The organism is Micromonospora sp. WMMC241 (assembly GCF_027460165.1).
In the GTDB taxonomy this organism is placed as follows: Bacteria; Actinomycetota; Actinomycetes; order Mycobacteriales; family Micromonosporaceae; genus Micromonospora; species Micromonospora humi.
Genome location: NZ_JAPZBF010000001.1, coordinates 56,945 through 82,248 on the forward strand (window position 1 = coordinate 56,945; position 25,304 = coordinate 82,248).

16 protein-coding genes and 3 rRNA genes are annotated in these 25,304 nt (G+C 69.8%); 11 read left to right on the top strand and 8 right to left on the bottom strand.

Annotated elements, in window-relative coordinates:
* Positions 1-103: 103 nt before the first annotated feature.
* A complete protein-coding gene (locus O7598_RS00350; RefSeq protein ID WP_269689481.1) occupies positions 104-2,701 on the bottom strand; it encodes a carbohydrate binding domain-containing protein in 2,598 nt (865 codons plus the stop codon).
* 227 nt (positions 2,702-2,928) lie between these two features.
* Between O7598_RS00350 and O7598_RS00355 the strand changes: the two genes are divergently transcribed.
* Entirely contained in the window at positions 2,929-3,294 is a 366-nt protein-coding gene (locus tag O7598_RS00355; RefSeq protein WP_269689482.1) for a VOC family protein, read from the top strand.
* 10 nt (positions 3,295-3,304) lie between these two features.
* Here the strand turns inward: O7598_RS00355 and argS are convergent, their stop codons facing one another.
* From argS to O7598_RS00370, 3 genes are all read right to left on the bottom strand, one after another.
* Positions 3,305-5,023 carry an arginine--tRNA ligase gene (gene argS / locus O7598_RS00360; protein WP_269689483.1) on the bottom strand — a complete coding sequence of 573 codons (1,719 nt, stop codon included), beginning with the start codon at positions 5,021-5,023 and terminating at the stop codon, positions 3,305-3,307.
* 280 nt (positions 5,024-5,303) lie between these two features.
* Positions 5,304-6,362: a tryptophan--tRNA ligase gene (gene trpS, locus O7598_RS00365; protein ID WP_269689484.1), complete on the bottom strand. Its 1,059-nt coding sequence runs from the start codon at positions 6,360-6,362 to the stop codon at positions 5,304-5,306.
* Between the two features lie 284 nt (positions 6,363-6,646).
* Positions 6,647-7,090, bottom strand: coding sequence for a PRC-barrel domain-containing protein (locus O7598_RS00370; protein WP_269689485.1), 444 nt, complete (start codon positions 7,088-7,090; stop codon positions 6,647-6,649).
* Between the two features lie 274 nt (positions 7,091-7,364).
* Here O7598_RS00370 and O7598_RS00375 point away from each other — a divergent pair, with 274 nt between their 5' ends.
* From O7598_RS00375 to O7598_RS00400, 6 genes are all read left to right on the top strand, one after another.
* Positions 7,365-7,823 carry a hypothetical protein gene (locus O7598_RS00375; RefSeq protein WP_269689486.1) on the top strand — a complete coding sequence of 153 codons (459 nt, stop codon included), beginning with the start codon at positions 7,365-7,367 and terminating at the stop codon, positions 7,821-7,823.
* 35 nt (positions 7,824-7,858) lie between these two features.
* Complete coding sequence (locus O7598_RS00380; protein ID WP_269689487.1) at positions 7,859-8,116, top strand: SCO4848 family membrane protein; 258 nt, start codon at positions 7,859-7,861, stop codon at positions 8,114-8,116.
* Positions 8,117-8,830: 714 nt separating this feature from the next.
* A 16S ribosomal RNA gene (locus tag O7598_RS00385) occupies positions 8,831-10,345 on the top strand.
* A 379-nt stretch (positions 10,346-10,724) separates the two neighbouring features.
* Positions 10,725-13,834: ribosomal RNA gene (locus O7598_RS00390) — 23S ribosomal RNA — on the top strand.
* A gap of 78 nt (positions 13,835-13,912) precedes the next feature.
* Positions 13,913-14,029 (top strand): 5S ribosomal RNA (rrf, locus tag O7598_RS00395).
* The 16S, 23S and 5S rRNA genes sit together here, the layout of an rRNA operon.
* 210 nt (positions 14,030-14,239) lie before the next feature.
* Positions 14,240-14,866 (top strand): NADPH-dependent F420 reductase, encoded by a 627-nt coding sequence (locus tag O7598_RS00400; protein ID WP_269689488.1) that lies wholly within the window; start codon positions 14,240-14,242, stop codon positions 14,864-14,866.
* 56 nt (positions 14,867-14,922) lie between these two features.
* Here O7598_RS00400 and O7598_RS00405 read toward each other — a convergent pair whose 3' ends face one another.
* The gene (locus tag O7598_RS00405) at positions 14,923-16,737 is read right to left on the bottom strand and encodes a VanW family protein (RefSeq protein ID WP_269689489.1); all 1,815 of its coding nucleotides are present in this window, start codon (positions 16,735-16,737) and stop codon (positions 14,923-14,925) included.
* Positions 16,738-16,923: 186 nt separating this feature from the next.
* Between O7598_RS00405 and nudC the strand changes: the two genes are divergently transcribed.
* From nudC to O7598_RS00420, 3 genes are all read left to right on the top strand, one after another.
* A complete protein-coding gene (nudC, locus tag O7598_RS00410; RefSeq protein WP_269689490.1) occupies positions 16,924-17,847 on the top strand; it encodes an NAD(+) diphosphatase in 924 nt (307 codons plus the stop codon).
* A gap of 414 nt (positions 17,848-18,261) precedes the next feature.
* Positions 18,262-18,849: a DUF6230 family protein gene (locus tag O7598_RS00415; RefSeq protein WP_091070403.1), complete on the top strand. Its 588-nt coding sequence runs from the start codon at positions 18,262-18,264 to the stop codon at positions 18,847-18,849.
* A gap of 80 nt (positions 18,850-18,929) precedes the next feature.
* Positions 18,930-20,456 (top strand): DUF6114 domain-containing protein, encoded by a 1,527-nt coding sequence (locus tag O7598_RS00420; RefSeq protein WP_269689491.1) that lies wholly within the window; start codon positions 18,930-18,932, stop codon positions 20,454-20,456.
* A gap of 72 nt (positions 20,457-20,528) precedes the next feature.
* Here the strand turns inward: O7598_RS00420 and O7598_RS00425 are convergent, their stop codons facing one another.
* Positions 20,529-22,199, bottom strand: a complete 1,671-nt coding sequence (locus O7598_RS00425) for a DUF885 domain-containing protein (RefSeq protein ID WP_269689492.1) — start codon at positions 22,197-22,199, stop codon at positions 20,529-20,531.
* Between the two features lie 144 nt (positions 22,200-22,343).
* Between O7598_RS00425 and O7598_RS00430 the strand changes: the two genes are divergently transcribed.
* Complete coding sequence (locus tag O7598_RS00430) at positions 22,344-23,321, top strand: DMT family transporter (RefSeq protein WP_269689493.1); 978 nt, start codon at positions 22,344-22,346, stop codon at positions 23,319-23,321.
* A gap of 4 nt (positions 23,322-23,325) precedes the next feature.
* On the opposite strand, the gene O7598_RS00435 is transcribed toward O7598_RS00430, so the two are convergent.
* Positions 23,326-24,396, bottom strand: coding sequence for a PHP domain-containing protein (locus O7598_RS00435; RefSeq protein ID WP_269689494.1), 1,071 nt, complete (start codon positions 24,394-24,396; stop codon positions 23,326-23,328).
* A 56-nt stretch (positions 24,397-24,452) separates the two neighbouring features.
* Positions 24,453-25,208 (bottom strand): M23 family metallopeptidase, encoded by a 756-nt coding sequence (locus O7598_RS00440; protein ID WP_269689495.1) that lies wholly within the window; start codon positions 25,206-25,208, stop codon positions 24,453-24,455.
* Positions 25,209-25,304: the final 96 nt, after the last annotated feature.

The following is a 25,304-nucleotide window of genomic DNA, read 5'->3' on the forward strand; positions in this document are numbered from 1 at the left end:
CTCCCTCGTCCGGCCGACGCTCACGCTATCCGCTCCGCAGGACCCACGCGGCCCCGTGACGCGGTCGGGCCGGGGCACGACGGCCCCGGCCCGACGCCCACGGTCACCTCGCGTACGCGCCCAGGGAGTCCAGCCGCAGGTTGCTCGGACCGGTCGCGCCGCCGGGGTAGAGCGACAACTGCGTGACCGCGCCCAGGTCGAGCGGGCCGGGCGTGGCCCACGGCGGCGGGGCGAAGTCGGCGAACGGCACCTCCACCACCCGGGCTTCGGTCCCGGTGAACGTCAGCGTCTTCTCCCAGTAGAAGCCGGACGCGACGAACTGGACGGTCAGCTGCTGCCCGTCGGCGCCCGGCTCGACCCACATCCGCAGCCCGGTGGTGCCGCGCCAGTCCTGCGCCGCCGGCAGGTTGTGGATGACGCCCGCGTAGCCGCTGGCGCCGGGGGTCCAGCTCAGCCGCATGCTGTGCCCGCTGCCCTCGCCGGCCGGGGCCAGCGTGGTCGTGATCGGGTCGCCGCCGCTGTTGCGCGGGTAGGCGGCGGTCAGCGCCTCGTCCGACGGGTAGGTGTCGAAGTCGTCGACCACCACCCCGGGCAGGTCGGCGCGGGTGGTGAACGCGGCGTCCGTCACCGTCGAGCCGTACCCGTTGGTCGCGGTGACCCGCACGTGCAGGGTGGCTCCGGCGGGCCACGCCGTGGTCGGCGTGAAACCAGGCGTACGCAGGCCGGACACCGCCACCAGCGGCGCGCTGAGGTCGGCGTGCTCGGACACGGTCAGCGAGTAGTACGCGGCGCCCGGCGCGGCGGACCAGTCCAGCGCCGCCAGCCGGCTCACGTCTGTCGCGTCCGGGGCCGGCGCGGTCAACGCGAACGCGCCGGGCACGGTGCTGGTCACCGAGTCCGACCGGGCGGACAACGCGACCGAGGCGACCGCGAAGCGGGCGTCCCGCGGCCACACCACCCGGATCCCGTCGACCCGGCGCAGGCCGCTGACCGAGAGCGCGTACCGGCCGTGGCCGACCCGGTCGACGCGGGGCCGCACCGCGTGCCACGCGGTCGTGCCGTCGGCGGACACCTCGACCACGGCCCGGGGACGTCCGGCCGAGGCGACCGTGACGGTGGCGGCGGTCAGGTCGTCCCGCCGGTAGCGCAGTTCGCCCGGCCGGCCGCGAACGGGCGCGACGAGCACCCCGTCGGCGGTCGGCGTGCGGCGCAGCGAGTCGCTGTGCCCGGCGCTGACGAACCAGTCCTCCAGCGGGTCGTACACCTGGTCGCTGCTCGCGTCGGTGCCGACCGGCGCGGACACGGCCACCGCGGCGCCGGTGCCGTCGACCGCCACCACCCGGTAGGTGACCCGGCCGGCGGGCGTGGTCAGGTCGTACCAGGGAGCGTCGTCGGCGCTCAACGGCCGGGTGCCGCTGACGGTGGCCCAGGCACCGCCGGGGCCGCGTCGCTGCACCAGATAGCCGGCCGCGCCCGCGGTGCCCCGCCAGCGCAGCGTGGTGATGCCGTAGTCGGCGTCGAGCGCGGTCAGCAGCGGGCGGTCACCGGTCACCGCCGGCGCGGGGCGTCCGGACATCGTCGCGGCGAAGCGGGTCAACGCGGCGACCGCCTCGCGCATCGCCGGGGTGTCGCCCGGGTGGTGCACGGTGAAGCCGTCGCCGTGCGGCACGAAGCCGGAGTGGTCGTGGTGGCCGAAGAGCGACCAGAACAACGCGCCGCTCACGTCCGGGTTGGCCGCGACCTGGTCCAGCAGTTCGTCGGTGGCCTGGCCGGAGCCGTACTCGCCGGCGACGTAGACCTTGCCGGCGGCGGTGGCCGTGGCGGCGTCGGCCGCGATGCCGGCGGCGGTGGGCGGATAGTAGTGCGAGTCGCTGATGTCGACGTGCGGCGAGGCCAGGACGGCAGGGTCGGTGCCGTGCTGGCTGCCGGCGGCGACGAGTTGTCGGGGGGCGAGCGTCTTGACGTGGCCGGCGAGGTCGTCGACCCAGTCGCCGGTCATCCCGTTGAGTTCGTTGCCCAGCTCCCACGCCATGATCGTCGGATCGTCGGTGTACCGCTTGCCGGTGTAGGGGTTGACGTGCGTGAGCAGCGTGCGGACGTACTGCTTGAACGCGGCCCGGGCGCCGGGATCGGTGTAGAACAGCGCGCCGTCGTCGGCGGTGCTCAGGCCGAGCCAGCGCAGGAAGTCGTAGCGGCCGCCGTGGTAGTACTGCCAGTTGTCGGTGAGCGGGACGATCAGCCGCAGCCCTTGCCGGCGTGCCTCGGCGACCGCGTAGTCGATGCGGTCGAACGCCTCGGGGTTGAACTGGCCGAGCGCGGGTTCGAGCGACTTCGGGTTTCCGGTGGACACGCCGAGCGTGTGGGCGCGGACCACGGTGGCGCCCGTTCGCCGGGCGGTGGTGAGCCCGTCCCGGATCCGGAAGTAGGTGGGGTAGTCGACGGCCGGTGGGTCGGCCGGGTCGGTGCCGCCGACGTTCTCGTCCAGGCCCAGCCAGTACATGTTGGGCCCGGCGAACCGGAACGGCCGGCCGGCGACGCTCAGCCGGGTGCCGTCGCGGACCACGAACGCCGCCTCGGCGTGCCGGGCCGGTGGTTCGGGTGCCGCCTGCCGGCCGCCGGCGACCGCCGGTGGGGCGGACAGCGCACCGGCCGCCAGCGCGGCGACGAGCGCGACGGCGGTCCGGCGGATGCGCAGTGTCATGGGAACCTCCGCAGCTGTGCCGCCGAGGGCCGGCGGCGACCGAGCGGCGACGGCACCCGTCGATGTCCCGGCCGTCGCCAGGAGTCACTGAACCGGTTAAGGTGACGAGCGTCAAGCGTCGGAAACACCGCGTTATTCGAACGTTATCGATGACGTCACGAGTTTGGCGGCGTCGACGCCGCCGACTGAATCGGTTAACGGCCGGCGGTGGCCGTTAGGGTCCGACCATGAGCGTGCATCCCCGCGTCGTCACCGACGACTTCCCGGCCACCCTGGCCTTCTACACCGCCCTGCTCGGCGAGCCGGAGAAGGTGGTCGGCGAGTTCGAGTACGCGAGCTTCGACGCCGGAGACGAGACCGTGCTCGCGCTGCTCGGCCGGCGGGCCGCCGAGGCCGTGCTGCCGATCGGTCGCGGCGACGGTGGCGTGCTCGTCGTGGTGCCGGTGCCCGACGTGGACGCCGCCGTCGCCGCGCTGCCCGCCGGGCCGGTCCTGGTCGAACCGGCCGACCGTCCCGGCTGGGGCGTCCGCTCCGCCTACCTGCGCGACCCCGAGGGCAACGTGGTCGAGGTGCAGTCCTGGCTGCCCCGCTGACCCGGCCCGCTCACAACCGCTCCGGGGTGCGGATGCCCAGCAGGTGCAGGCCCTGGTGCAGCACCCGCGCGGTCACGTCGCACAGCACCAGCCGGCTCTCCCGCACCGCCCCCTCCGCCCGCAGCACCGGGCAGCGCTCGTAGAACGCGCTGAACGCGGACGCCAGCCGGTGCAGGTACGCGGCCAGGTGGTGGAACTCCAGGCTGCCGGCCACCTCGTCGACCACCGCCGGGAACCCGAGCAGCTCGATCGCGAGCGCCCGCTCGGCCGGCTCCGCCGGCTCCACGGCCGCGTCCGGCCGGGCCGCCACGCCGGCCCGCCGGAAGATCGACCGGATCCGGGAGTACGCGTACTGGAGGTACGGCGCGGTGTTCCCGTCCAGCGCCAGCATCCGTTCCCAGTCCAGCACGTAGTCCTTGTGCCGGTCACCGGACAGGTCGGCGTACTTGATCGCCCCGATGCCGACCGCGCGGCCCACCTCGGCCGCCTCCGCCTCGCCCAGCTCCGGGTTGCGCTCGCGGGCCAGCGCCGTGGCCCGTTCCACGGCCTCGGTCAGCAACCCGACCAGCTTCACCGCCCCGCCGGCCCGACTGCGCAGCATCCGCCCGTCCGGCCCGAGGATCGAGCCGAACCCGACGTGCTCGGCCCGGGCCGGCGGGGCCAGCCAACCGGCCTGACCGGCGGAAGCGAAGACCATCTCGAAGTGCCGCCGCTGCGGCAGCCCGACCACGTAGAGCAGCCGGGTCGCGCCCAGCGTGCCGGTCCGGTGCCGCAACGCGGCCAGGTCGGTCGCCGGGTAGCCGTAGCCGCCGTCCGACTTGCGCACGATCAGCGGCAGCGGCTCGCCGTCCCGGCCCACCGACCCGGGCGGGAACACGCAGTCCGCGCCGTCGCTGCGGCGCAGCAGGCCGAGCCGGTCCAACTCGTCGACCGTCGGCGCGAGCAGGTCGTGGTAGCTGCTCTCGCCCCGGAAGTCGGCCCGGGAGAGGGTGACGTCGAGCAGGTCGTAGACGGTCAGGAAGTAGCTCTCGGACTGCGCCACCAGCAGCCGCCACAGCCGCACCGTCGCCGGGTCGCCGCCCTGCAACGCCACCACCCGCAACCGCGACCGCTCCCGGAACGCCTCGTCGGCGTCGAACTTCGCCCGCGCCGCCGTGTAGAACGCGTCCAGGTCGCCCATCGACAGCTCCTGCGCCGCCTCCGCCTCGCCCAGGTCCACCAGGTGCTCGATCAGCATCCCGAACGGCGTGCCCCAGTCGCCGAGGTGGTTGGCCCGCGACACCCGGTGGCCCAGCCACTCCAGCAACCGCGCCGCCGCGTCCCCGATCACTGTCGAGCGCAGATGACCGACGTGCATCTCCTTCGCCACGTTCGGCGCCGAGTAGTCGACCACCACCGTCTCCGGCTCGGCGACCACCGGCACCCCGAGCCGGCTGTCGGCGGCCAGCGCGGAGACCAGGTCGCCGAGCGCCCGGTCGGCCACGGTCAGGTTGAGGAAGCCCGGACCGGAGACCTCCACGGCCGCGCAGAGGTCGGCCAGCTCCGCGCGGTCCCGTACCTCCGCGGCGATCGCCCGCGGCGGCCGGCCGAGCCGCCGGGCCAGCGCGAGCGCCGCGTCGGACTGGAAGTCCGCGTGCTGCGACCGCCGCACCACCGGGTCCACCGGCCCGCCGGCCACCGCCGCGAACGCCGGCGCCAGCCGGTCGGACAACACCTTTTCAAGATCCATGGGTACGCCGATCTCGCTCGATCCGCCGCGCGGATCACCGGATAGGAAGGCGGCGGAGCGAGGACGATCGACGACGACCGGCGGCTCGATCCGCCGGTCGCAGGAGAGGAAGGCTCAGCGCAGGCGGTCGCGGGACCGCCGGCGTCGCAGCGCGCCGAGCCGGACGTCGGGGGACGCCGTCGGGTACGCCTGCGAGCTGCTCATGCCGGCAGCGTAACCGGCCGGCCCGGGGGTGGCGCAAGCGCGTAACCCGGACCGGCCGGTCGGCGTACCCGGAACGTCAGGCCGGCGTGGCGGCGGCCTTGCGGTAGCGCTCGGCCCGCCGCCGAACCTGGGTGTACGCGCTGGTCAGGCCCATCGCCCGGCGGACCTCGACGAGCGTGGCGTGCACCTGCGCCCGAGTCCGTTCGGTGCCGGCGACGATCAGCTCGTCGACCAGGCCGGGCTGTGCCTCGAACCGGGCCCGCCGCTCCCGGATCGGGTCGAGGAACCTCTCGAGCGCGGCGGCGAGCGCCTCCTTGACCTCGACGTCACCGACCCGTCCCGCCCGGTACCGTGACTTGAGGTCCTCGACCTGCGCCCGGTCGGTGTTGAACACGTCGTGGTACGCGAACACCGGGTTCCCCTCGACCGTGCCCGGCACGTCGGCGCGCACCCGGTTCGGGTCGGTGTACATCCCCATCACCTTGCGCCGCACGGTCGCCGCGTCGTCGGCGAGCGCGATCGCGTTCCCCTTGCTCTTGCTCATCTTCCCGGCCCCGTCGGTGCCGACGAGCGTGGGCGTCTCGGACATGATCATGTCGGGCACCGGGAAGACCTCGCCGTAGAGGTGGTTGAAGCGGCGGGCGATCTCCCGGGTCACCTCGACGTGCGCGGCGTTGTCCTTCCCCACCGGCACGACCTGCCCCTTCACGCAGAGGATGTCGGCCGCCTGGAGGACCGGATAGCCGAGCAGGCCGTACGGCATCTCGTCCTTGCCGGCGTCCCGGGTCATCTCCTTGAGCGACGGCACCCGCTCCAGGCGCGGCACCGTGACCAGGTTCTGGAACAGCGTGTTCAGGTCACCGACCTCGGGGATCGCCGACTGGAGGTAGAACGTGGCGCGCTCCGGCTCGACGCCGGCGGCGAGGACGTCGGTGACCATCTCGCGGGCGTTGCGGGCCACCTGCTCGATGTCGGCGCGGGTGTTCCGCGTGGTGAGCATGTGCAGGTCGGCGATGATGAAGAAGCTCTCGTAGCGCTGGTGCAGCCGCACCCGGTTGGCGATGCTGCCGACGTAGTGGCCGAGGTGCAGCCGCCCGGTCGGACGGTCGCCGGTGAGCATGCGTGCTGAGGACATGGTGGTACGCCTTTCGTGCCGGTCGCTGGCGGGACGCGCGGACGCGCGGAACGACCCGGGTGACCCGGATCGGTGGAACGGGCTCGTCAGAACGAGCGCCGCCATCGCCCGCCGGCGCGGAACCGCAGCCCACCGGCACGAAGAACGTCGAGGATCTGCTCCCGGCCGTCGTCAGCACGACCCGGGAGACCGGCAGGGGTCTCCGGGGCACACCTGCGCGACCGGTCCATGCCTGACACGGTAACCGTTCGGTCGCCCTTCGGCTGCCCTCTCCCGCCCGCGGCTCAGCCCTGCCGGTAGCTCTCCGAGTAGTAGGTGCCGACCCGCTCCCGGTATTCGGCGCGCGCGAAGTCGTCGGGGTCGAACGCCGGGGAGTTCTTCACCTGGTCCCGGGTGCGGTCCACGTGCACGACACGCTCCAGGTGGTCGACCCGGTCCACCGTCCCGGCCGGCAGCAGCACCTTCTTCCCGAAGATCCACGGGCCGGTGTCGACCACCAGGTAGCGGGCGTCGGCCTCCTCGCTCGCCTCGTCGATCGAGCCGATCCGGCCGTCGGTCGCCTCCACCCGGTAGCCGACGAGGTCGATCGGCGTCCCCGGACCGGGAGCGTCCACTCGGTCGTCGCCGCCCCCGGGGCGCTGCCGCGGCACGTCGTCCGGACCGGTCTGGTCGTAGCCTCCGGCGAGCGCGGCAGGGTCCCGCCAGGCCCATGGATTGAACGGCTGCATGTCGGCACCTCCGCGATGTCGTCTCGGCATCGTCGACAGTGCCCTCGGGACCGCGCAAGGAAACGCCGGAGCAATTCCGGCCTCATCCTCCGGCCGTGCTGCGAGATAGCTCATATCCCGACCCGTCGACCCTCCCACCCAGCTCAAGGCCCGGGTGGCGGTCGATCGGCACACCGGAGATCGGGCGCTGATGTGCCGTCGGCACATTCGGCTCCGGGCGCCGCGCGCACCATTCTCGATCCCGCATCCAGGCGGATCGAGAAAGGAAGTACCGATGCGGCGAATCACTCGGCTGACCGGTGTCCCGACGGCTGTGGCGGCCGTCCTCGTCGCGCTCGCCGGCACCGGCGCGCGTGCCTCGGAGGTGACCCCGTCCACCCTCTGCGGCCCGGGATACGCCACCGTCGACCAGGACCCGATCCGCGACGCCGGCACCGGCGAGCTGCTCGGCACCGTGCACCTGCTGCGCAACCTGCTGACCGGGTTCGGATGTGCGGTCACCGTGAAGTCCGCGTACGCCGGGACGCTCACCCCCACCCGGGTCCACCTGGACCCGGAGTGGCTTCCGTTCTCGGTCGACGAAGGTGGCCGGCGTTACGCGGCCGGACCGGTCCACGGGTACGTCCGTGCCGGCTGCGTGATCTGGGGCGGGTCGATGACCGGCCCCGACGGCGTGGTCCACCAGCACGAGCGGGCGAACCCGGCGATCGGTGGCGCGGTCACCTGTTTCTGACCCCGGCCGCGGTGCCGCTGGCATACTCGCCGACCATGGTTCTCTCGCGCGGTTGGTCGTTGTTCCTGGTCGGAGTCGGGGTGTGGGCCTGGGTGATCTGGCCGAGGTTCGCGGTCGCCATCTGGAACGACACCCGGGCCTGGTCCGCCGGGGTCGTCGGCGAGGGCGGGCCGACGAGCTTCCTCTGGGTGCACGCGCTGCTCATCGCCGCGTCCCTGGCCATCGGTACGACCGCAGGCGTCCTGGGCGTGCGCGGTTGGCGTGCCGCCCGCCGCGCCTCCGGGCCCCGCTAGCCGCCGCGCAGCACGGCCCGCGCTGGACGAGTTCCGGACGCATGCGTCCTGAGCTGCGGATATAGCGTGCCGGTGATGATGTGACGCGGGACGCTTCCCCTGGATTTGACGATCAAACCCGCAGACGCGTAACTTTCTCTCTGCCAGCGCGGAACGGGGCAAACGGGACGAAAGCCCGGGGGTGCCGATCCGAGCAGGTGACCGGATCCGAAGGGATGTTCAGTCCCCGGGGAAGCGGTCCGGGCGGGGCCCGCCGAAACGCCGCAGGGCGGATTTGGCGGAGCGGAACCGACCGGGTAGTGTTGTCGACCGGCAGGGCACCGGGCGAGCTAGCGGGAAACCGCGGCGGCCGGTCTGCCAAATCCGATGATCAAGCGCAGCGGTTCGCTGCTGCGCGTGCTCAGCGGCGCCAACCCGTACGAAGCATGACAGACCGGGACACACGGTTTGACACGGCGGAGACGGTGCGGTAACGTAGTAAAAGTGCCCGGCGCGAGAGCGGCGGGCGCGGTGAACGAAATGCCCCGGGTCGGGGGCCTCCTGGTGGGGGTTTCCGGTGTGGTGTGTGGTTGTTCTTTGAGAACTCAACAGGGTGCTTGTAAAGCCAGTGCCAATTGTTTTATACCCCGGACTGGTGGCTGTCTTCGGATGGTTGCTGGTTGGGATTCCTTTGGCAACACTTTTGTTGCCAGGACATTGTGTCCGACAAAGTTTTTGTTGGAGAGTTTGATCCTGGCTCAGGACGAACGCTGGCGGCGTGCTTAACACATGCAAGTCGAGCGGAAAGGCCCTTCGGGGTACTCGAGCGGCGAACGGGTGAGTAACACGTGAGCAACCTGCCCTAGGCTTTGGGATAACCCCGGGAAACCGGGGCTAATACCGAATATGACCACATGTCGCATGGTGTGTGGTGGAAAGTTTTTCGGCCTGGGATGGGCTCGCGGCCTATCAGCTTGTTGGTGGGGTGATGGCCTACCAAGGCGACGACGGGTAGCCGGCCTGAGAGGGCGACCGGCCACACTGGGACTGAGACACGGCCCAGACTCCTACGGGAGGCAGCAGTGGGGAATATTGCACAATGGGCGGAAGCCTGATGCAGCGACGCCGCGTGAGGGATGACGGCCTTCGGGTTGTAAACCTCTTTCAGCAGGGACGAAGCGTAAGTGACGGTACCTGCAGAAGAAGCGCCGGCCAACTACGTGCCAGCAGCCGCGGTAAGACGTAGGGCGCGAGCGTTGTCCGGATTTATTGGGCGTAAAGAGCTCGTAGGCGGCTTGTCGCGTCGACCGTGAAAACCTGGGGCTCAACCCCAGGCCTGCGGTCGATACGGGCAGGCTAGAGTTCGGTAGGGGAGACTGGAATTCCTGGTGTAGCGGTGAAATGCGCAGATATCAGGAGGAACACCGGTGGCGAAGGCGGGTCTCTGGGCCGATACTGACGCTGAGGAGCGAAAGCGTGGGGAGCGAACAGGATTAGATACCCTGGTAGTCCACGCTGTAAACGTTGGGCGCTAGGTGTGGGGGGCCTCTCCGGTTCCCTGTGCCGCAGCTAACGCATTAAGCGCCCCGCCTGGGGAGTACGGCCGCAAGGCTAAAACTCAAAGGAATTGACGGGGGCCCGCACAAGCGGCGGAGCATGCGGATTAATTCGATGCAACGCGAAGAACCTTACCTGGGTTTGACATGGCCGCAAAACTTGCAGAGATGTAAGGTCCTTCGGGGGCGGTCACAGGTGGTGCATGGCTGTCGTCAGCTCGTGTCGTGAGATGTTGGGTTAAGTCCCGCAACGAGCGCAACCCTCGTTCGATGTTGCCAGCGCGTTATGGCGGGGACTCATCGAAGACTGCCGGGGTCAACTCGGAGGAAGGTGGGGATGACGTCAAGTCATCATGCCCCTTATGTCCAGGGCTTCACGCATGCTACAATGGCCGGTACAATGGGCTGCGATACCGTGAGGTGGAGCGAATCCCAAAAAGCCGGTCTCAGTTCGGATCGGGGTCTGCAACTCGACCCCGTGAAGTCGGAGTCGCTAGTAATCGCAGATCAGCAACGCTGCGGTGAATACGTTCCCGGGCCTTGTACACACCGCCCGTCACGTCACGAAAGTCGGCAACACCCGAAGCCGGTGGCCCAACCCTTGTGGAGGGAGCCGTCGAAGGTGGGGCTGGCGATTGGGACGAAGTCGTAACAAGGTAGCCGTACCGGAAGGTGCGGCTGGATCACCTCCTTTCTAAGGAGCACCATCCAGCGAAAGCTGGTATGGAGCCCGCGCCGCCCGAATGTGGTGGTGGGGTGCTCAGATGGCGGAGACACTGGTTAGTTTTTCCTCGGCAACGGCCGGGATCCTTCTAGTACTGCTCGCCTTCGGGTGGGTGTGGAGCGGAGTCCTGGTGCGGCTGGGGGAGGGCGTAGAGCACCCTGTTGGGTCCTGAAGGAACAACCACGGTTGTTGTCTTCAGAGCCGATGCCCGAGGTGATGCCTCGGGGTGGCGCCAGGCATGGCCTGGTCTCGCATACCGCCGGCGGTTGCCGGGTCATTGGTGTGGGACTGTTCGGGTTGTGGGTTGGTTGTTTGTTGAGAATTGCACAGTGGACGCGAGCATCTTTGTGGTCAAGTTGTCAAGGGCGAACGGTGGATGCCTTGGCACCAGGAGCCGATGAAGGACGTGGGAGGCCGCGATAGGCCTGGGGGAGCTGTCAACCAAGCTGTGATCCCAGGGTGTCCGAATGGGGGAACCCGGCATCAGTCATGTGATGTCACCCGCACCTGAACACATAGGGTGTGTGGGGGGAACGCGGGGAAGTGAAACATCTCAGTACCCGTAGGAAGAGAAAACAATTTAGTGATTCCGTGAGTAGTGGCGAGCGAAAGCGGATCGAGGCTAAACCGGCGGCGTGTGATACCTGTCAGGGGTTGCGTGGTCGGGGTTGTGGGACCCTGCTGATTGTGCTGACACACAGTCGAGAAGTTACAAAGCCAGTGGTTAGTCGAACAGTCTGGAATGGCTGACCGTAGACGGTGATAGTCCGGTAGGTGAAAGCTGCTGGTCTTCTGTGGGTGTTCCCGAGTAGCGGCGGACTCCTGAAATCTGCCGTGAATCTGCCAGGACCACCTGGTAAGCCTAAATACTTCCTGGTGACCGATAGCGGACGAGTACCGTGAGGGAATGGTGAAAAGTACCCCGGGAGGGGAGTGAAATAGTACCTGAAACCGTTCGCCTACAATCCGTCGGAGCCTTACGGGGTGACGGCGTGCCTTTTGAAGAATGAGCCTGCGAGTTAGTGGCATGTGGCGAGGTTAACCCGGGTGGGGGAGCCGTAGCGAAAGCGAGTCTGAATAGGGCGTATTCAGTCGCATGCTCTAGACCCGAAGCGGAGTGATCTAGCCATGGGCAGGCTGAAGCGCGGGTAAGACCGCGTGGAGGGCCGAACCCACCAACGTTGAAAAGTTGGGGGATGACCTGTGGTTAGGGGTGAAAGGCCAATCAAACTCCGTGATAGCTGGTTCTCCCCGAAATGCATTTAGGTGCAGCGTCGCGTGTTTCTTGCCGGAGGTAGAGCACTGGATGGTCTAGGGGGCCCACAAGCTTACCGAAATCAGCCAAACTCCGAATGCCGGTAAGTGAGAGCGCGGCAGTGAGACTGCGGGGGATAAGCTTCGTAGTCGAGAGGGAAACAGCCCAGATCACCAGCTAAGGCCCCTAAGCGTGTGCTAAGTGGAAAAGGATGTGGGGTCGCATAGACAACCAGGAGGTTGGCTTAGAAGCAGCCACCCTTTAAAGAGTGCGTAATAGCTCACTGGTCAAGTGGTTCCGCGCCGACAATGTAGCGGGGCTCAAGCACACCGCCGAAGCTGTGGCATTCACATTTCAACTTCGCCAGGTCTTGATATCTGGTGCAGGTGTGTGGATGGGTAGGGGAGCGTCGTGCCGGGGGTGAAGCGACGGGGTGACCTAGTTGTGGACACGGCACGAGTGAGAATGCAGGCATGAGTAGCGAAAGAAGGGTGAGAAACCCTTCCGCCGGATGACCAAGGGTTCCAGGGCCAGGCTAATCCGCCCTGGGTGAGTCGGGACCTAAGGCGAGGCCGAGAGGCGTAGTCGATGGACAACGGGTTGATATTCCCGTACCCGCGAAAGAGCGACCCTGACGAACCTCGTTGTGCTAACCACCCAAACCATCCAAGACCTTCGGGTTGAGGGTGGGGAGCGTGGGAACCTGGCGGGTAGTAGTCAAGCGATGGGGTGACGCAGGAAGGTAGCTGAGCCCGGCCGGTGGTTGTGCCGGGGTAAGCGTGTAGGCCGTGCCGTAGGCAAATCCGCGGTGCATATAGGCTGAGACGTGATGCCGAGCCGATTCAGGTGAAGTCAGTGATCCTATGCTGCCGAGAAAAGCCTCTAGCGAGTTCTTAGCGGCCCGTACCCCAAACCGACACAGGTGGTCAGGTAGAGAATACCGAGGCGATCGGGCGAACTGTGGTTAAGGAACTCGGCAAATTGCCCCCGTAACTTAGGGAGAAGGGGGGCCGGAGACGTGAAGCCCCGCGCGGGTGGAGCGTTGTATGGCCGCAGAGAGCAGGGGGAAGCGACTGTTTACTAAAAACACAGGTCCATGCGAAGAAGTAATTCGATGTATATGGACTGACGCCTGCCCGGTGCTGGAACGTTAAGGGGACCTGTTAGCTCTTCGGGGCGAAGCGGAGAACTTAAGCGCCAGTAAACGGCGGTGGTAACTATAACCATCCTAAGGTAGCGAAATTCCTTGTCGGGTAAGTTCCGACCTGCACGAATGGCGTAACGACTTCCCCACTGTCTCAACCACAGGCCCGGCGAAATTGCATTACGAGTAAAGATGCTCGTTACGCGCGGCAGGACGGAAAGACCCCGGGACCTTTACTATAGCTTGACATTGGTATCTGAATTAGCTTGTGTAGGATAGGTGGGAGCCGGTGAAGTCCATACGCCAGTATGGGTGGAGGCAATCTTGAAATACCACTCTGGTTGATTTGGGTATCTAACTTCGGACCGTTATCCGGTTCAGGGACAGTGTCTGGTGGGTAGTTTAACTGGGGCGGTTGCCTCCTAAAGGGTAACGGAGGCGCCCAAAGGTTCCCTCAGCCTGGTTGGCAATCAGGTGTTGAGTGCAAGTGCACAAGGGAGCTTGACTGTGAGACTGACAGGTCGAGCAGGGACGAAAGTCGGGACTAGTGATCCGGCACTGGCATGTGGAAGCGGTGTCGCTCAACGGATAAAAGGTACCCCGGGGATAACAGGCTGATCTTCCCCAAGAGTCCATATCGACGGGATGGTTTGGCACCTCGATGTCGGCTCGTCGCATCCTGGGGCTGTAGCAGGTCCCAAGGGTTGGGCTGTTCGCCCATTAAAGCGGTACGCGAGCTGGGTTTAGAACGTCGTGAGACAGTTCGGTCCCTATCCGCCGTGCGCGTAGGATACTTGAGAAGGGCTGTCCCTAGTACGAGAGGACCGGGACGGACGAACCTCTGGTGTGCCAGTTGTCCCGCCAGGGGCACGGCTGGTTAGCTACGTTCGGAAGGGATAACCGCTGAAAGCATCTAAGCGGGAAGCTCGCTTCAAGATGAGGTATCCCACCCACTTTGTGGGGTAAGGCCCCCAGCTAGACGACTGGGTTGATAGGCCGGAAATGTAAGCCCGGTAACGGGTTCAGTTGACCGGTACTAATAGGCCGAGGACTTGACTACCAAGCTGCTACGCGTCCACTGTGCAACTCTGAACAAACGGCGACCCGGTTTCAGGGTTGTTTGACATGTTCATAGAGTTACGGCGGTCATGGCGGAGGGGAAACGCCCGGCAACATTCCGAACCCGGAAGCTAAGCCCTCCAGCGCCGATGGTACTGCACTCGGGAGGGTGTGGGAGAGTAGGACACCGCCGGACAATCTTTCAGTCAGGGCCACCCCGATCGGGGTGGCCCTGACTGCTTTTCCGCCGTTACGGCGGAATCACCACGACCGAGCCACCGCATCTCGTACCGTCGAGCCGGGACCGCCCCTGCGCGTCCCCCGCCGGCCTGGCGGATCCAGAAACGTGACATGGCGTACGGCGGCTTCGTGATCGGGACGGACCCGCCGGGGTACAGGAGTGGTCATGGAGATCGGAATCATCGGGTCGGGGCACATCGGGGGCACCCTCACCCGTCGTCTGAGTTCACTCGGCCACGACGTCGCGGTTACCAACTCCCGCGGCCCGGAGAGCCTGACCGACCTCGCGGCCGAGACCGGCGCGCGGGCCGGCACCCTGGAGGAGGTGGTCCAGGGCGCGGAGGTGGTGGTCGTCGCGATCCCGCTGAAGGCCGTCCCGCAGCTGCCGGCCGCGCTCTTCGACGGCAAGCTGGTCGTCGACGCGAACAACTACTACCCGCAGCGCGACGGCGACGTCGCCGAGCTGCTGGACCGCAGCCTCAGCTCCAGCCGGTGGACCGCCGACCACCTGAAGGGCGCCCGGGTGGTGAAGGCCTTCAACAACATCCAGGCGGCGCACCTGATGGACCAGGGCAAGCCGGCGGGCACCGCGGGCCGGATCGCCCTGCCGGTGGCCGGTGACGACGCGGACGCCAAGCAGGCCGTCATGGGCCTCGTGGACGAGCTGGGCTTCGAGCCGGTCGATGCCGGCACGCTGGACGAGAGCTGGCGGCAGCAGCCCGACACCCCGGTCTACGGCACCGACCGCGACGCGGACGGCGTCCGGGAAGGGCTGGCCGCGGCGCGGCCCTGACGACGTTGAGCACGAAGGAAGGCCCCGCCTCGGCGGGGCCTTCCTCGTGTCGGGTGTCAGGCGCCGGGATCAGGGGCGCAGATGAAGCGCGGCTCGGCGTCGTAGCGCCAGCTGAACTTCTCCCGCTTGACGACCTTGCCGTCCTTCTTGATGACCCGGAACGCGTCCTGGGCGAAGCCGATGCCGCCGGCCGCGGAGATGCAGTTCGGGCCGGGTTCGAGATAGACGGTCTTCGGCTGGGTGACGTTCCGGCGCGGCCCGTACTCGGTCTTCACGCTGTCGTAGATCTTGGTGCTCCAGATCGACACGGTGATCGAGCTGCCCGTGTACGAGGTGTCGATCAGCACCCCGTGCGGCGTGTTGTTGCGGAACTTGAAGTCGAGCTGCGGCCAGTAGATGGTCGACTCGATCACGGCCGGGTAGCGGCTGAAGTAGAACGAGTGCGGCTTGTGCTCCACGTCCTCCATGCCGGCGTAGTAGGTGGCGTTGAACAGCGTGGTGGTGAACTGCGAGACGCCGCCACCCACGCCCGGCACGAGCTTGCCGTTCACGATCGTCGGCGCGTCCTGGTAGCCCTGGTCGTAACCCCGCTCGCCGGTGTGGGCGTTGAGCGAGAACGTCTCCCCCGGCTTCACGATGGTGCCGTCCACGTCCTTGGCCGCCTGGACGATGTTCTGGCTGCGCGGGGAGGAGAGGCCGCCGGTGAACCGGGTGGTGAAGGTGGAGACCCGCTCCTTGATGCCCAGCTCGGCCAGCTTCGCCTCGGTCAGCTCCGGCGTGGCCGGCTTGAGCTGGGCGGTCACCGTGCGGTCGGTGGACTTCGGCAGCACCGCGAGCAGCGCGGGGCCGAGCGCGGCGGCGTCGACCTGGCGGCCGGCGCGGCTGGGCACCACCTTCGGCTTGCCCCCGGTGATGGTCAGCCCGGCGTCGCGCGGTTCCACCTCGAGCTTGGCCAGCTTGCCGCCGAGCGCGGTGCGCAGCCGCTTGACGTCGACCCGGGGGGTGACCTTGCCGGCGTCGTCGGTGGAGAAGCGCAGCGACCGGGCGATGGCGGCGGGCGGGATGGTGACCGAGCCGCCCTCGGTGGTGAGCGTGACGGGCGCGGCGACGGCCGGCCGGGCCAGCTCGGTGACGAGCCGGTCGACCTCCTCGCGGCTGGTCGCCGGCCACTTCTCCACCAGCGGCACGGTGACCGGCTGGCCGGCCAGCCACGCCGCGGTGACCGCATCGGTGGCGCCGGCCGTGTCGACGGTCAGCGCCGGCTTCGGGTAGACCGGCTTGGGGGTGGTGTCGGTCCAGATGACGGTCGGCATGGTCATCTCGCGCCCCTGGTCGCCGACCGCCTTGCGCAGGGCGGCGCCCAGCCGTGCGGCGTCCACGGTCACCACCGGCTCGACCGCGCGGGAGCCCACCAGCCGGCTCACCGGGTGCGCCTCGGCGGCGGCGGCCGCCGCCACGGTGGCGTCCACGTCGATGGCGAGCCCGACGTCGGCCGGCTTCAGCTCGGCCTTCTTCTCGCCCACGGTCACGACGATCGGGGCGTTCAACGCGGCGGCCCGGCGCTCCAGCTCGGCGCGGAGCGCCCGGGCGGCGTCCGCCCGGCTGCGCCCGCCCAGCTCGGTGCCGAGCACCGTGGTGCCGCGGGGTACGTCGCCGGCGTACGCGTAGGCGCCGACGCCGATGCCGCCGGCGAGCAGGGCAGCGGTGAGCCCGCCGGCCAGCAGCAGCCGGGCGCGCCGGGAGCGCGTCGGCTTCCCCCCGTCGGCGGCGGGCGGTGTGGCGACCGGCTCCAGCTCGACCCCGGGCCAGCTCACCGCTGCCACCTTGATGGTGGGCCGGTCGTCGGCAGCCGGCATCTTCTCGCCGCTCATCGTCACTGCAACCTCGATCGGAAACGCGTGCGGGGACCGCTTCCCCCGCGGGAGACACCTACGGTAACCAACGCTCGGGCCGGTCGGGAGTCTCCGGCCGCGAGGTCGTGTCGGCCCGGCGGAGGTGTCGCACCGATCACCCGTTTCGGGTCACCGTTCCGGCGCAGGTCGTGACACGGTGGGCGGGTGCGGACGGACGACCGGGTGTTGGCGTACGGCGGTGGATGGCTGGACCGGGCGGCGGCGCTGCGCGGCGACCCGGAGTGGCTCGCCGAGCGGCTGAGCGACCCGGAGAGCGTGGTGCTGCCGCTGTGGCGGGACAGGTGCCTCGTCGACGCCGGGCGGGCGCCGGTGCGCCCGGCGGCGGTGGACGCGGTCGAGTTGCTCGCCGGCGCCGACGAGACGGTCTTCCTCGGGCTGGACGCGGGGCGGGCGGTGTTCGCCGTCGACCTCTCCAGCCGGGAGGAGAGCGCGGCCCGCGCGCTGGCCGGCGCGGCCGAGGCGGTGGACGTCCGGGCGCTGGTGGGTGGGCTGGCGCCGGCCGAGGCGGCCGTCCTGGCGTACGCGAAGGGGTTGCTGCACTGGCACCGCGGCCAGCGGTTCTGCGGCAGCTGCGGCACGGCGACGGTGGCCGGGCCGGGTGGGCAGACCCGGTCCTGCGCCGGCGCGGGTTGCGGCCGGCTGCTGTTCCCCCGGATCGAGCCGGCGGTCATCATGCTGGTCGAGGCGCCCGGTGAGCCGGAGCGGTGCCTGCTGGCCCGGCACCGTGGGGCGGCGGAGGATTCCTGGTCGACGCTGGCGGGGTTCGTGGAGATCGGCGAGAGCCTGGAGGACGCGGTCCGGCGGGAGGTGGCCGAGGAGGCCGGTTTGGCCGTGGGCGAGGTGACCTATCAGGGTTCGCAGGCGTGGCCGTTCCCGGCCGGGCTGATGGTCGGCTTCCGTGCGAGTGCGACGTCGACGCGGGTGCGGGTCGACGACGAGGAAGTGGTGGAGGCGCGTTGGTTCACCCGGGCGGAGCTGCGTGCCCGGGTCGCGGCCGGGCGTCCGCTCGGCCGGATCGACTCGATCGACCGCCTCCTGCTGGGGTCGTGGTTGGACGGGCGGGGCTGACCCGGCTCCGGTCGGCGGTTGGGCCTGACCGGACGGGTGAGTGGCCCCTCACCCTCAGCGGCTTGTCAGCTCGCCGTTATTGAACTGTGATGTTTGCCGGTGACGGCTACCACAGGTGAAACCTCTCCGCCATCGTGTCGTAATGGCGATGGTTTGTCCGGGGCTCCGTGCTGCCGGGACGTTAACCGTTGGTAACCGTAGGCGATCTTGATACCACAACTGTGTTACCCGTCAGTAGCAAGGGACTTGTGAGGTCTGTCGCTTCGCGAGAGCATCCAATCCGCGACCCGCGCGGCCCGTTCGGCACAACGGCCTCCGCGCCGCCCCGCAGCTTTCCCGTCCCGCGACGCGTCCCGCGTCCGGAGACGCACCCCCGTCGAGGAGGACCTTGTGAGTGAATCGGAGAACCGCCAGATGAGTGGTGGCACCCGCTGGCGGCGCTTCGCCGCGATGATGGTGCCGGCGACCCTGGTGGCCGGCGGCATCGTGTTCGGCATGGCCAACGGCGCCATCGCGGCCTCGTTCGCGGTGTCGGGCCAGACCTTCAAGGTCGGCGCCTCGAAGCTGGAGGGCAACGGCTTCAAGCAGTACGGCGGCCTGGTCCAGGAGCGGGACAAGACCCAGCACCCGGTCGCCGTCTCGGAGATCGCCGACGCCAAGCTCTACGATCTCTGCCAGTCCGTCAACGCCAGCATCCCCGGCGTGCCGATCGTGCTGACCATCAACGCCGGTGGTGGCGGCAAGCCGGCCACCGCGACGAACCTGCTGATCGACATGGAGTCGCTCGAGGGCGACGCCACGTTCGAGAACATCCAGATCGGCCGGGACGCCAACGACCTCAACCCGACGAAGGGTCAGCCCGGCGCGTTCGGGCAGAGCGCCGACTCGGTGACCATCACGAAGCTGCAGCAGGTGGCCCGCTCCACCAGCGCCGGCGTCTTCACCCTCAACGGCCTGAAGCTGAAGGTCAACGTGGGCAAGGACGCCAAGGAATGCTTCTGATCTGATGGCGAGGCCCGCGGAGGGCGCCCTCCGCGGGCCTCAACCATGTCGCACCCCGTCAGCACCGCCAGGAGGAGTACGTGACAACCGCCGAAACGCAGCAGGCCCGGCCCGGTCGGCTCGGCCAGGCGTGGCGTGGCTTCCGCCGGTGGCGCCGGGAGCGGCCGTTCTGGGGTGGCCTCTTCACCGCCCTGGCCGGTCTGGAGATCTTCGCCACCACCCAGATGAGCCTCAACGGCCTCACCTTCCAGATGGGGCCCACCGGCTTCCTGTCCTGGCTCGTCCCGACCATCCTCGTGACCTGCGGCATGCTGCTCTGGTTCAGCCCGGCCCAGCGGATGTTCTACGCGGTGGTCGCGGCGATCACCGCGCTCTACTCGCTGATCGGGGTCAACCTCGGCGGCTTCTTCATCGGCCTGCTGCTCGGCATGGTCGGCAGCGCGCTCGGCTTCGCCTGGGTGCCCCGCAAGGCCGCCGAGGCGACGCCCGTGGAGCCGGTCGACGAGCCGGTGGCGGAGCAGCCGGCCGACGAGCCGGAGCCCGCCCTGGTGGACGAACTGTTGCCACGGCAGCGGGAGGAGGACACCACCGGGGTCCTCACCGACACGCTCCCGGAGCCGCGCAACCCGCTGCGGGAGTCGGCACCCGCGGAACCCGCCGTGGAGGCGCCGCCCGCGTACCGGCCGGGCGGTCCCGGGCACCCGCCCAGGGCGTACGCGATCCTGCTGGTCGCCGCGGTCTCCGCAGCCGGCTTGATCGCGGTCCGGGACGCGCGGCCGGCGGTCGCCGCACCGGCGGCCTGCCCGACCGCGTCGGCGCCCGCGCCGAAGCCGTCCGCCTCGAAGACCACCGCCTCGCCCTCACCGTCGGCCAGCCCCAGCACCACCGCGCCGGCCGAACCGGCCGGAGAGTCGGACGGCAACCTGCTGACCGATCTCGTCGACGGCATCACCGGCCTGTTCACCGGCGACAAGGACAAGACCGAGGCGTCGCCGTCGCCGTCGCCCTCCACCGAGGCGAAGGCCGCCGCCGCACCCAGCGGCAGCGCCACGCCGGAGCCCAGCGGCAGCGCCAAACCGTCCGCCTCGGCGACGCCGGGCGACGACTGCGCCGAACCGGCGCCGACCAAGCCGAAGCCGGTCGAGGAGGGCAAGCCGCTGCCCAAGCTCGCCGCCGACCCCGACCAGCCCCTCGTCGCCGACCCGCCGTCGCGGCTCACCGGCTCCAAGGTGACCATGACCGGGCTGCGCTTCGAGGGCATCGTCGAGCTGCCCACCCATAACGGCAAGCTCAAGTGCCTGAAGTTCACCATGGACAAGGCGGTCACGGACGACTTCACGCTGCTGGCCAGCGGCCCGGCGGGCAAGAAGCAGCGGTACGTCACCGACCGGCTCACGGTCGAGGGTGACGTGGCGTTCTATGCCACCCGGTTCGTCGGGCACCTGCTGGGCATCAAGATCACCCTGACGCCGGACCTGCCGTTCCCGGACGGCATCCCGATCACCTCGCCGATCCCGATCAGTTTCGACGACCCGGTGATCGAGCTGGCCTACGAGCACTCGAAGTCGCTCACCGCCAAGCCGGTGCTCCGGGTCGACCTGGCCTGACCCGTACGACGAAACGGCCGGGAGTCGGAGGGACGAACCTCCGGCTCCCGGCCGTTTCGCCGTGCCGGCGACTCAGAGCCGGGCCAGCGCCCGGCGCAGCGGGTCCAGCCCCAGCGCACCCAGGTCGAGCGCCTGGCGGTGGAACTCCTTCAGGTCGAAGTCGGCGCCCTTGCGGGCCTTCGCCTCCTCGCGCGCCTGCAACCAGATCCGCTCGCCCACCTTGTACGAGGGGGCCTGCCCCGGCCAGCCGAGGTAGCGGTTCAACTCGAAACGCAGGTTCTCGTCCGGCACCCGGCAGTGCGCCCGCATGAACTCCCAGCCCAGCTCCGGCGTCCACCGCTCGCCCGGGTGGAAGCCGAACGGATTGTCCGCCGGGATCTCCAACTCCAGGTGCATGCCGATGTCGACGATCACCCGGGCGGCCCGCAACGCCTGCCCGTCGAGCATGCCGAGCCGGTCACCCGGGTCCTCCAGGTAGCCCAGCTCGTCCATCAGCCGCTCGGAGTAGAGCGCCCAGCCCTCGCCGTGCCCGGACACCCAGCAGAGCAGCCGCTGCCAGCGGTTCAGCAGGTCGGCTCGGACGGCGGTCTGGGCGACCTGGAGGTGGTGGCCCGGCACGCCCTCGTGGTAGACCGTGGTCACCTCGCGCCAGGTGGAGAACTCGGTGATGCCCTGCGGCACCGCCCACCACATCCGCCCGGGTCGGGAGAAGTCCTCGCTCGGGCCGGTGTAGTAGATGGCGCCGTCGCTGGTCGGCGCGAGGCAGCACTCGATCCGGCGGACCTGCTCCGGGATGTCGAAGTGGGTGCCGTCCAGCTCGGTGATCGCCTTGTCGGCGAGCGCCTGCATCCAGTCGCGGAACGCCTCCTTGCCGTGGACCGTCCGCGCCGGGTCGGCGTCGAGCGCGCGTACCGCCTCGTCGATCGTGGCCCCGGGACCGGCGATCCGGCCGGCCACCGTCCGCATGTCGGCCTCCAGGCGGGCCAGCTCCGCGAACCCCCAGGCGTACGTCTCGTCCAGGTCGACCTTCGCGCCGAGGAAGTACTGCGAGGCCAGTTCGTAGCGCTCCCGGCCGGCGGCCTGCTTCTGCCGGCCCACCGGGGCCAGTTCGGTGCGCAGGAACTGCCCGAACTCGGCCGTCGCGGCGGTCGCGGCGGCGGCCCCCCTGCGCAGCTCGGCGCCGAGCGTGCCGTCCGCGTCGAGGCGCTCGACCAGACCGTGGAAGAAGTTGTCGCCGTCCGGGTCGACCCAGATGTCGCACTGCTTGGCGACCTCGACGAGCTGCACCTGCGAGCTGACCCGACCGGCGGCGGCGGACTCGCGCAGGGTGCGCTTGTAGGCGTCCAGTGCCGACGCGAAGCGGTTGAGCCGGGCGGCCACGTTGGCCTTGGCCTCCTCGCCGTCGGTCGGCATCAGATCGAAGACCATCCGCAGCTCGTGCAGCCCGCTCTCGATCACGCTGACCTCGCTGGTGGTCTCGCCGGTGTCGTACCGGGCGAGTTCCAGGCCGAGGCGTTCCTGCATGGCCTCCTGGGCGGTGCGCTCCGCCTCGGTCTCCGGCTCGGTCACGTCGAGCTCGGTCAGCGTGCGCCGGACCAGGTCGGCGCGGGCCGCGTAGCCGTCGGGCGAGAGGTCGTCGAGCTGGTCGTCGTAGCCGGCGATGCCGACGTAGGTGGCGCCGGTCGGGCTCAGCGGAGCCCACTCCGCCACGTAGCGGTTGGCGAGGTCATCGATTCGTCCCACCGGGCGAGACTACGTGACCGGGCCGCCCCGGTGTCGATCGTGTTTGCCGTGTTCAGGACAGTGCGGCGACGGGTTGCTGTGGCGGCCGACACGGCGACCGAAATCCGCGCGACTTCGTCGTACCCGAGGGGCAGAGTGTCAGGGGTGAACGTCGACACCACTCCTGACCGGGCGCCGCTGCGGAGTTGGCTGCCGGGCTTCGTCGCGCTGGCTGCGATCTGGGGTTCCAGCTTCCTCTTCATCAAGGTGGGGGTGACCGAGCTGCACCCGGTGCACCTCACCCTCTACCGAGTGGCCACCGGCGCCGCCACGTTGCTGGTGGTGCTGGCCGCGCTGCGCGACCGGCTGCCCCGCGACCCCCGGGTCTGGGCGCACCTGCTGGTGGTGGCCGCGTTCGGCGTCGCGCTGCCGTTCACCCTGTTCGGCTTCGGCGAGCAACGGGTCGAGTCCATGCTCGCCGGCATCTGGAACGCCACCACGCCGCTGATCGTGCTGCCGCTGGCGGTGCTGGTGTTCCGCACCGAGCGGCTGACCGCGCGGCGGGCGATCGGGCTGGCCCTGGGCTTCGCCGGCGTGCTGGTGGTGCTCGGCGTCTGGGAGGGCGTCGGCGGCGCCCACTTCACCGGCCAGCTCATGTGCTTCGGCGCGGCTGCCTGCTACGGCCTGGCCATCCCGTACCAGAAGAAGTTCATCGCGGGCAGCGCCTACTCGGGGCTGTCGCTGTCGGCGGCGCAGCTGCTCGTGGCGACCGCGCAGCTCGCGCTGGTCGCGCCGCTGGTCGCGGGCGCGCCGCCGGTGCCGACCGGGCTCTCGTTGCGGGTGGTGGCCAGCGTGCTCGCGCTCGGCGCGCTCGGCACCGGGTTGGCCTTCGTGATCAACATGCGCAACATCCGGTTGGCCGGCGCCAGCACCGCGTCCACCGTGACCTACCTGATCCCGGTGTTCGCGGTGCTGGTCGGCGCCATGGTCCTCGGCGAGCGGATGAACTGGCACCAGCCGGTGGGCGCGCTGGTGGTGCTCGTCGGCGTGGCGGTGGCCCAGGGGCTCTTCGCCCGGCGTCGCCCCGGCCCGGCACCGGTGGCGCCCGCCGCCCGCCCGGTCGAGCCGGCCGCCCGGGGCTGAGCGCTCAGCCCCGGCTCGCCGTCCATTTCACCAGGCGCTCGGCCGTCCAGGTGTTGACCACCCGGTCGGCCGGTACGCCGCAGCGGGCCGCCCGCTCGCAGCCGAAACGCTGCCAGTCGAGCTGACCGGGGGCGTGCGCGTCGGTGTCGATGGCGAACCGGCAGCCCGCCTCCAGGGCCCGACGGATCAGCCTCTTCGGCGGGTCCTGCCGCTCCGGCCGCGAGTTGATCTCGACGGCCACGTCGTGCTCCGCGCAGGCGGCGAAGACGGCGTCCGCGTCGAAGTCGCTCTCCTTGCGGGTGCGCGCCCGGTGCCCCTTGTCGCCCGGCCCGGTCACGCCGACCGGGCGGGACGACACCATCCGGCCGGTGCAGTGACCGAGGATGTCCAGGTGCGGGTTGGCGACCGCGGCCAGCATCCGGCGGGTCATCTTCGCCCGGTCGTCGCCCAGCCCGCTGTGCACCGAGCCGACCACCACGTCCAGCCGGGCCAGCAGCTCGTCGGTCTGGTCCAGCGAGCCGTCGGCGAGGATGTCCACCTCGATGCCGGTGAGGATGCGGAAGCCCTTCGGCAGCGCCTCGTTCACCGCGGCCACGTGGTCGAGCTGCTTGCGGAGCCGGTCCGCCGTGAGGCCCCGGGCCACCTTCAGCCGCGGCGAGTGGTCGGTGAGCACCAGATATTCGTGGCCCAGCTCGACGGCGGCCAGCGCCATCTCCTCGATCGGTGAGCCGCCGTCGGACCAGTCGGAGTGGCTGTGGCAGTCGCCGCGCAGCGCGTCGCGCAGCCTCGCCGCCTCCTCGTCCAGGTCGGTGCCCTCGGTGGCCAGCAGCCGGCGCAGGTAGACCGGCTCCTCACCGGCCAGCGACTCGGCCACGCAGCGGGCGGTGACGTCACCGACGCCGGCCAGCTCGGTCAGCTTTCCGGTGCGGGCCCGCTCGGCCACCTCGCCGGCCGGCAGCGCCCCCAGGGCGTTCGCCGCCGACCGGAACGCCCGGACCCGGTAGGTGGCCTCGTTCGCCCGTTCCAGCAGGAACGCGATCCGGCGCAGGTCGGCGATGGGATCCCGGGCAGTCATGCCCTGGAACCTACGCGCTCCGGCGGCCCATCGGGAGCCGGCGGGCGCGCGTCGGGTCAGCCACCCGCGGCGGACCCGCCCGGCGACTTCGGGCAGCCGTGCTTGCGCTGCCACGCGGTGACCTCGGCGGCCGGCGAGCGGTTGCCGCCCTTACGCCAGGAGTTGAGATAGGGCGCCGGCCAGACCACACCCCGGCGGATCCACCAGTCGTCGTGGCCGGTGCACTTCGGGGAGAGACCGAAGTGCACGTGGCACACGTTGTTGGCGTTGCCGGTGCGGCCCACCCTGCCGAGCTGCTGCCCGGCGCGGACCCGGACGCCGGCGTCGACGCCGGCCGTGACCGCGCTCAGGTGGGAGCCGTAGTAGCGCACCCCGTCGTCGCCGAGCAGCGAGACCGAGAGCCCGCCGTTGTTCGGCCCGAGCGGCCCGCGCTTGTCGAACCGATCCACCCGGCTCACCTCCAGGACCACCCCGTCGGTGACCGCCACGACCGGCTCCCCGCAGTCGGCGAAGAGGTCGGTGCCCGGGTAGCCGCCGTGCGTCGGGTGGTAGTCGACGTTGCCGGAACGCACCGGGAAGACCCGCCGGACCGCCGCGCGCGTCGGCGTCGGGGTGGGCACGGCGGAGGACACCACGGAGGGGGCCGGGCTCGCCGTCGGCTCGGCCGGCTGCGCGGCGGTCACCATCGGGCTCGGGTCCTGCCACGCGTCGGCCGGCCCGGCGGGACGGTCGCACCCGGCGGCCAGCGCCGCGACGAGCAGCAGGACCGGGAACGCCGGACGCGCGCGGCGTCCGATCGATGGCGAGCGCATCCGGCCATCCTGGCAGACCACTACCGTAGGGACGAAAGCCGAGACCCGCCCGCACCGTCGGCGTCACTGTGCGTAACGGCAGGGCGGGTGATCCGG

Bases quoted from the DNA above. Each gene is read 5' to 3' on its own strand.
- O7598_RS00350 (WP_269689481.1), bottom strand. From the start codon at position 2,701: ATGACACTGCGCATCCGCCGGACCGCCGTCGCGCTCGTCGCCGCGCTG.
- O7598_RS00355 (WP_269689482.1), top strand. From the start codon at position 2,929: ATGAGCGTGCATCCCCGCGTCGTCACCGACGACTTCCCGGCCACCCTG.
- argS (WP_269689483.1), bottom strand. From the start codon at position 5,023: ATGGATCTTGAAAAGGTGTTGTCCGACCGGCTGGCGCCGGCGTTCGCG.
- trpS (WP_269689484.1), bottom strand. From the start codon at position 6,362: ATGTCCTCAGCACGCATGCTCACCGGCGACCGTCCGACCGGGCGGCTG.
- O7598_RS00370 (WP_269689485.1), bottom strand. From the start codon at position 7,090: ATGCAGCCGTTCAATCCATGGGCCTGGCGGGACCCTGCCGCGCTCGCC.
- O7598_RS00375 (WP_269689486.1), top strand. From the start codon at position 7,365: ATGCGGCGAATCACTCGGCTGACCGGTGTCCCGACGGCTGTGGCGGCC.
- O7598_RS00380 (WP_269689487.1), top strand. From the start codon at position 7,859: ATGGTTCTCTCGCGCGGTTGGTCGTTGTTCCTGGTCGGAGTCGGGGTG.
- O7598_RS00400 (WP_269689488.1), top strand. From the start codon at position 14,240: ATGGAGATCGGAATCATCGGGTCGGGGCACATCGGGGGCACCCTCACC.
- O7598_RS00405 (WP_269689489.1), bottom strand. From the start codon at position 16,737: ATGAGCGGCGAGAAGATGCCGGCTGCCGACGACCGGCCCACCATCAAG.
- O7598_RS00415 (WP_091070403.1), top strand. From the start codon at position 18,262: ATGAGTGGTGGCACCCGCTGGCGGCGCTTCGCCGCGATGATGGTGCCG.
- O7598_RS00435 (WP_269689494.1), bottom strand. From the start codon at position 24,396: ATGACTGCCCGGGATCCCATCGCCGACCTGCGCCGGATCGCGTTCCTG.
- O7598_RS00440 (WP_269689495.1), bottom strand. From the start codon at position 25,208: ATGCGCTCGCCATCGATCGGACGCCGCGCGCGTCCGGCGTTCCCGGTC.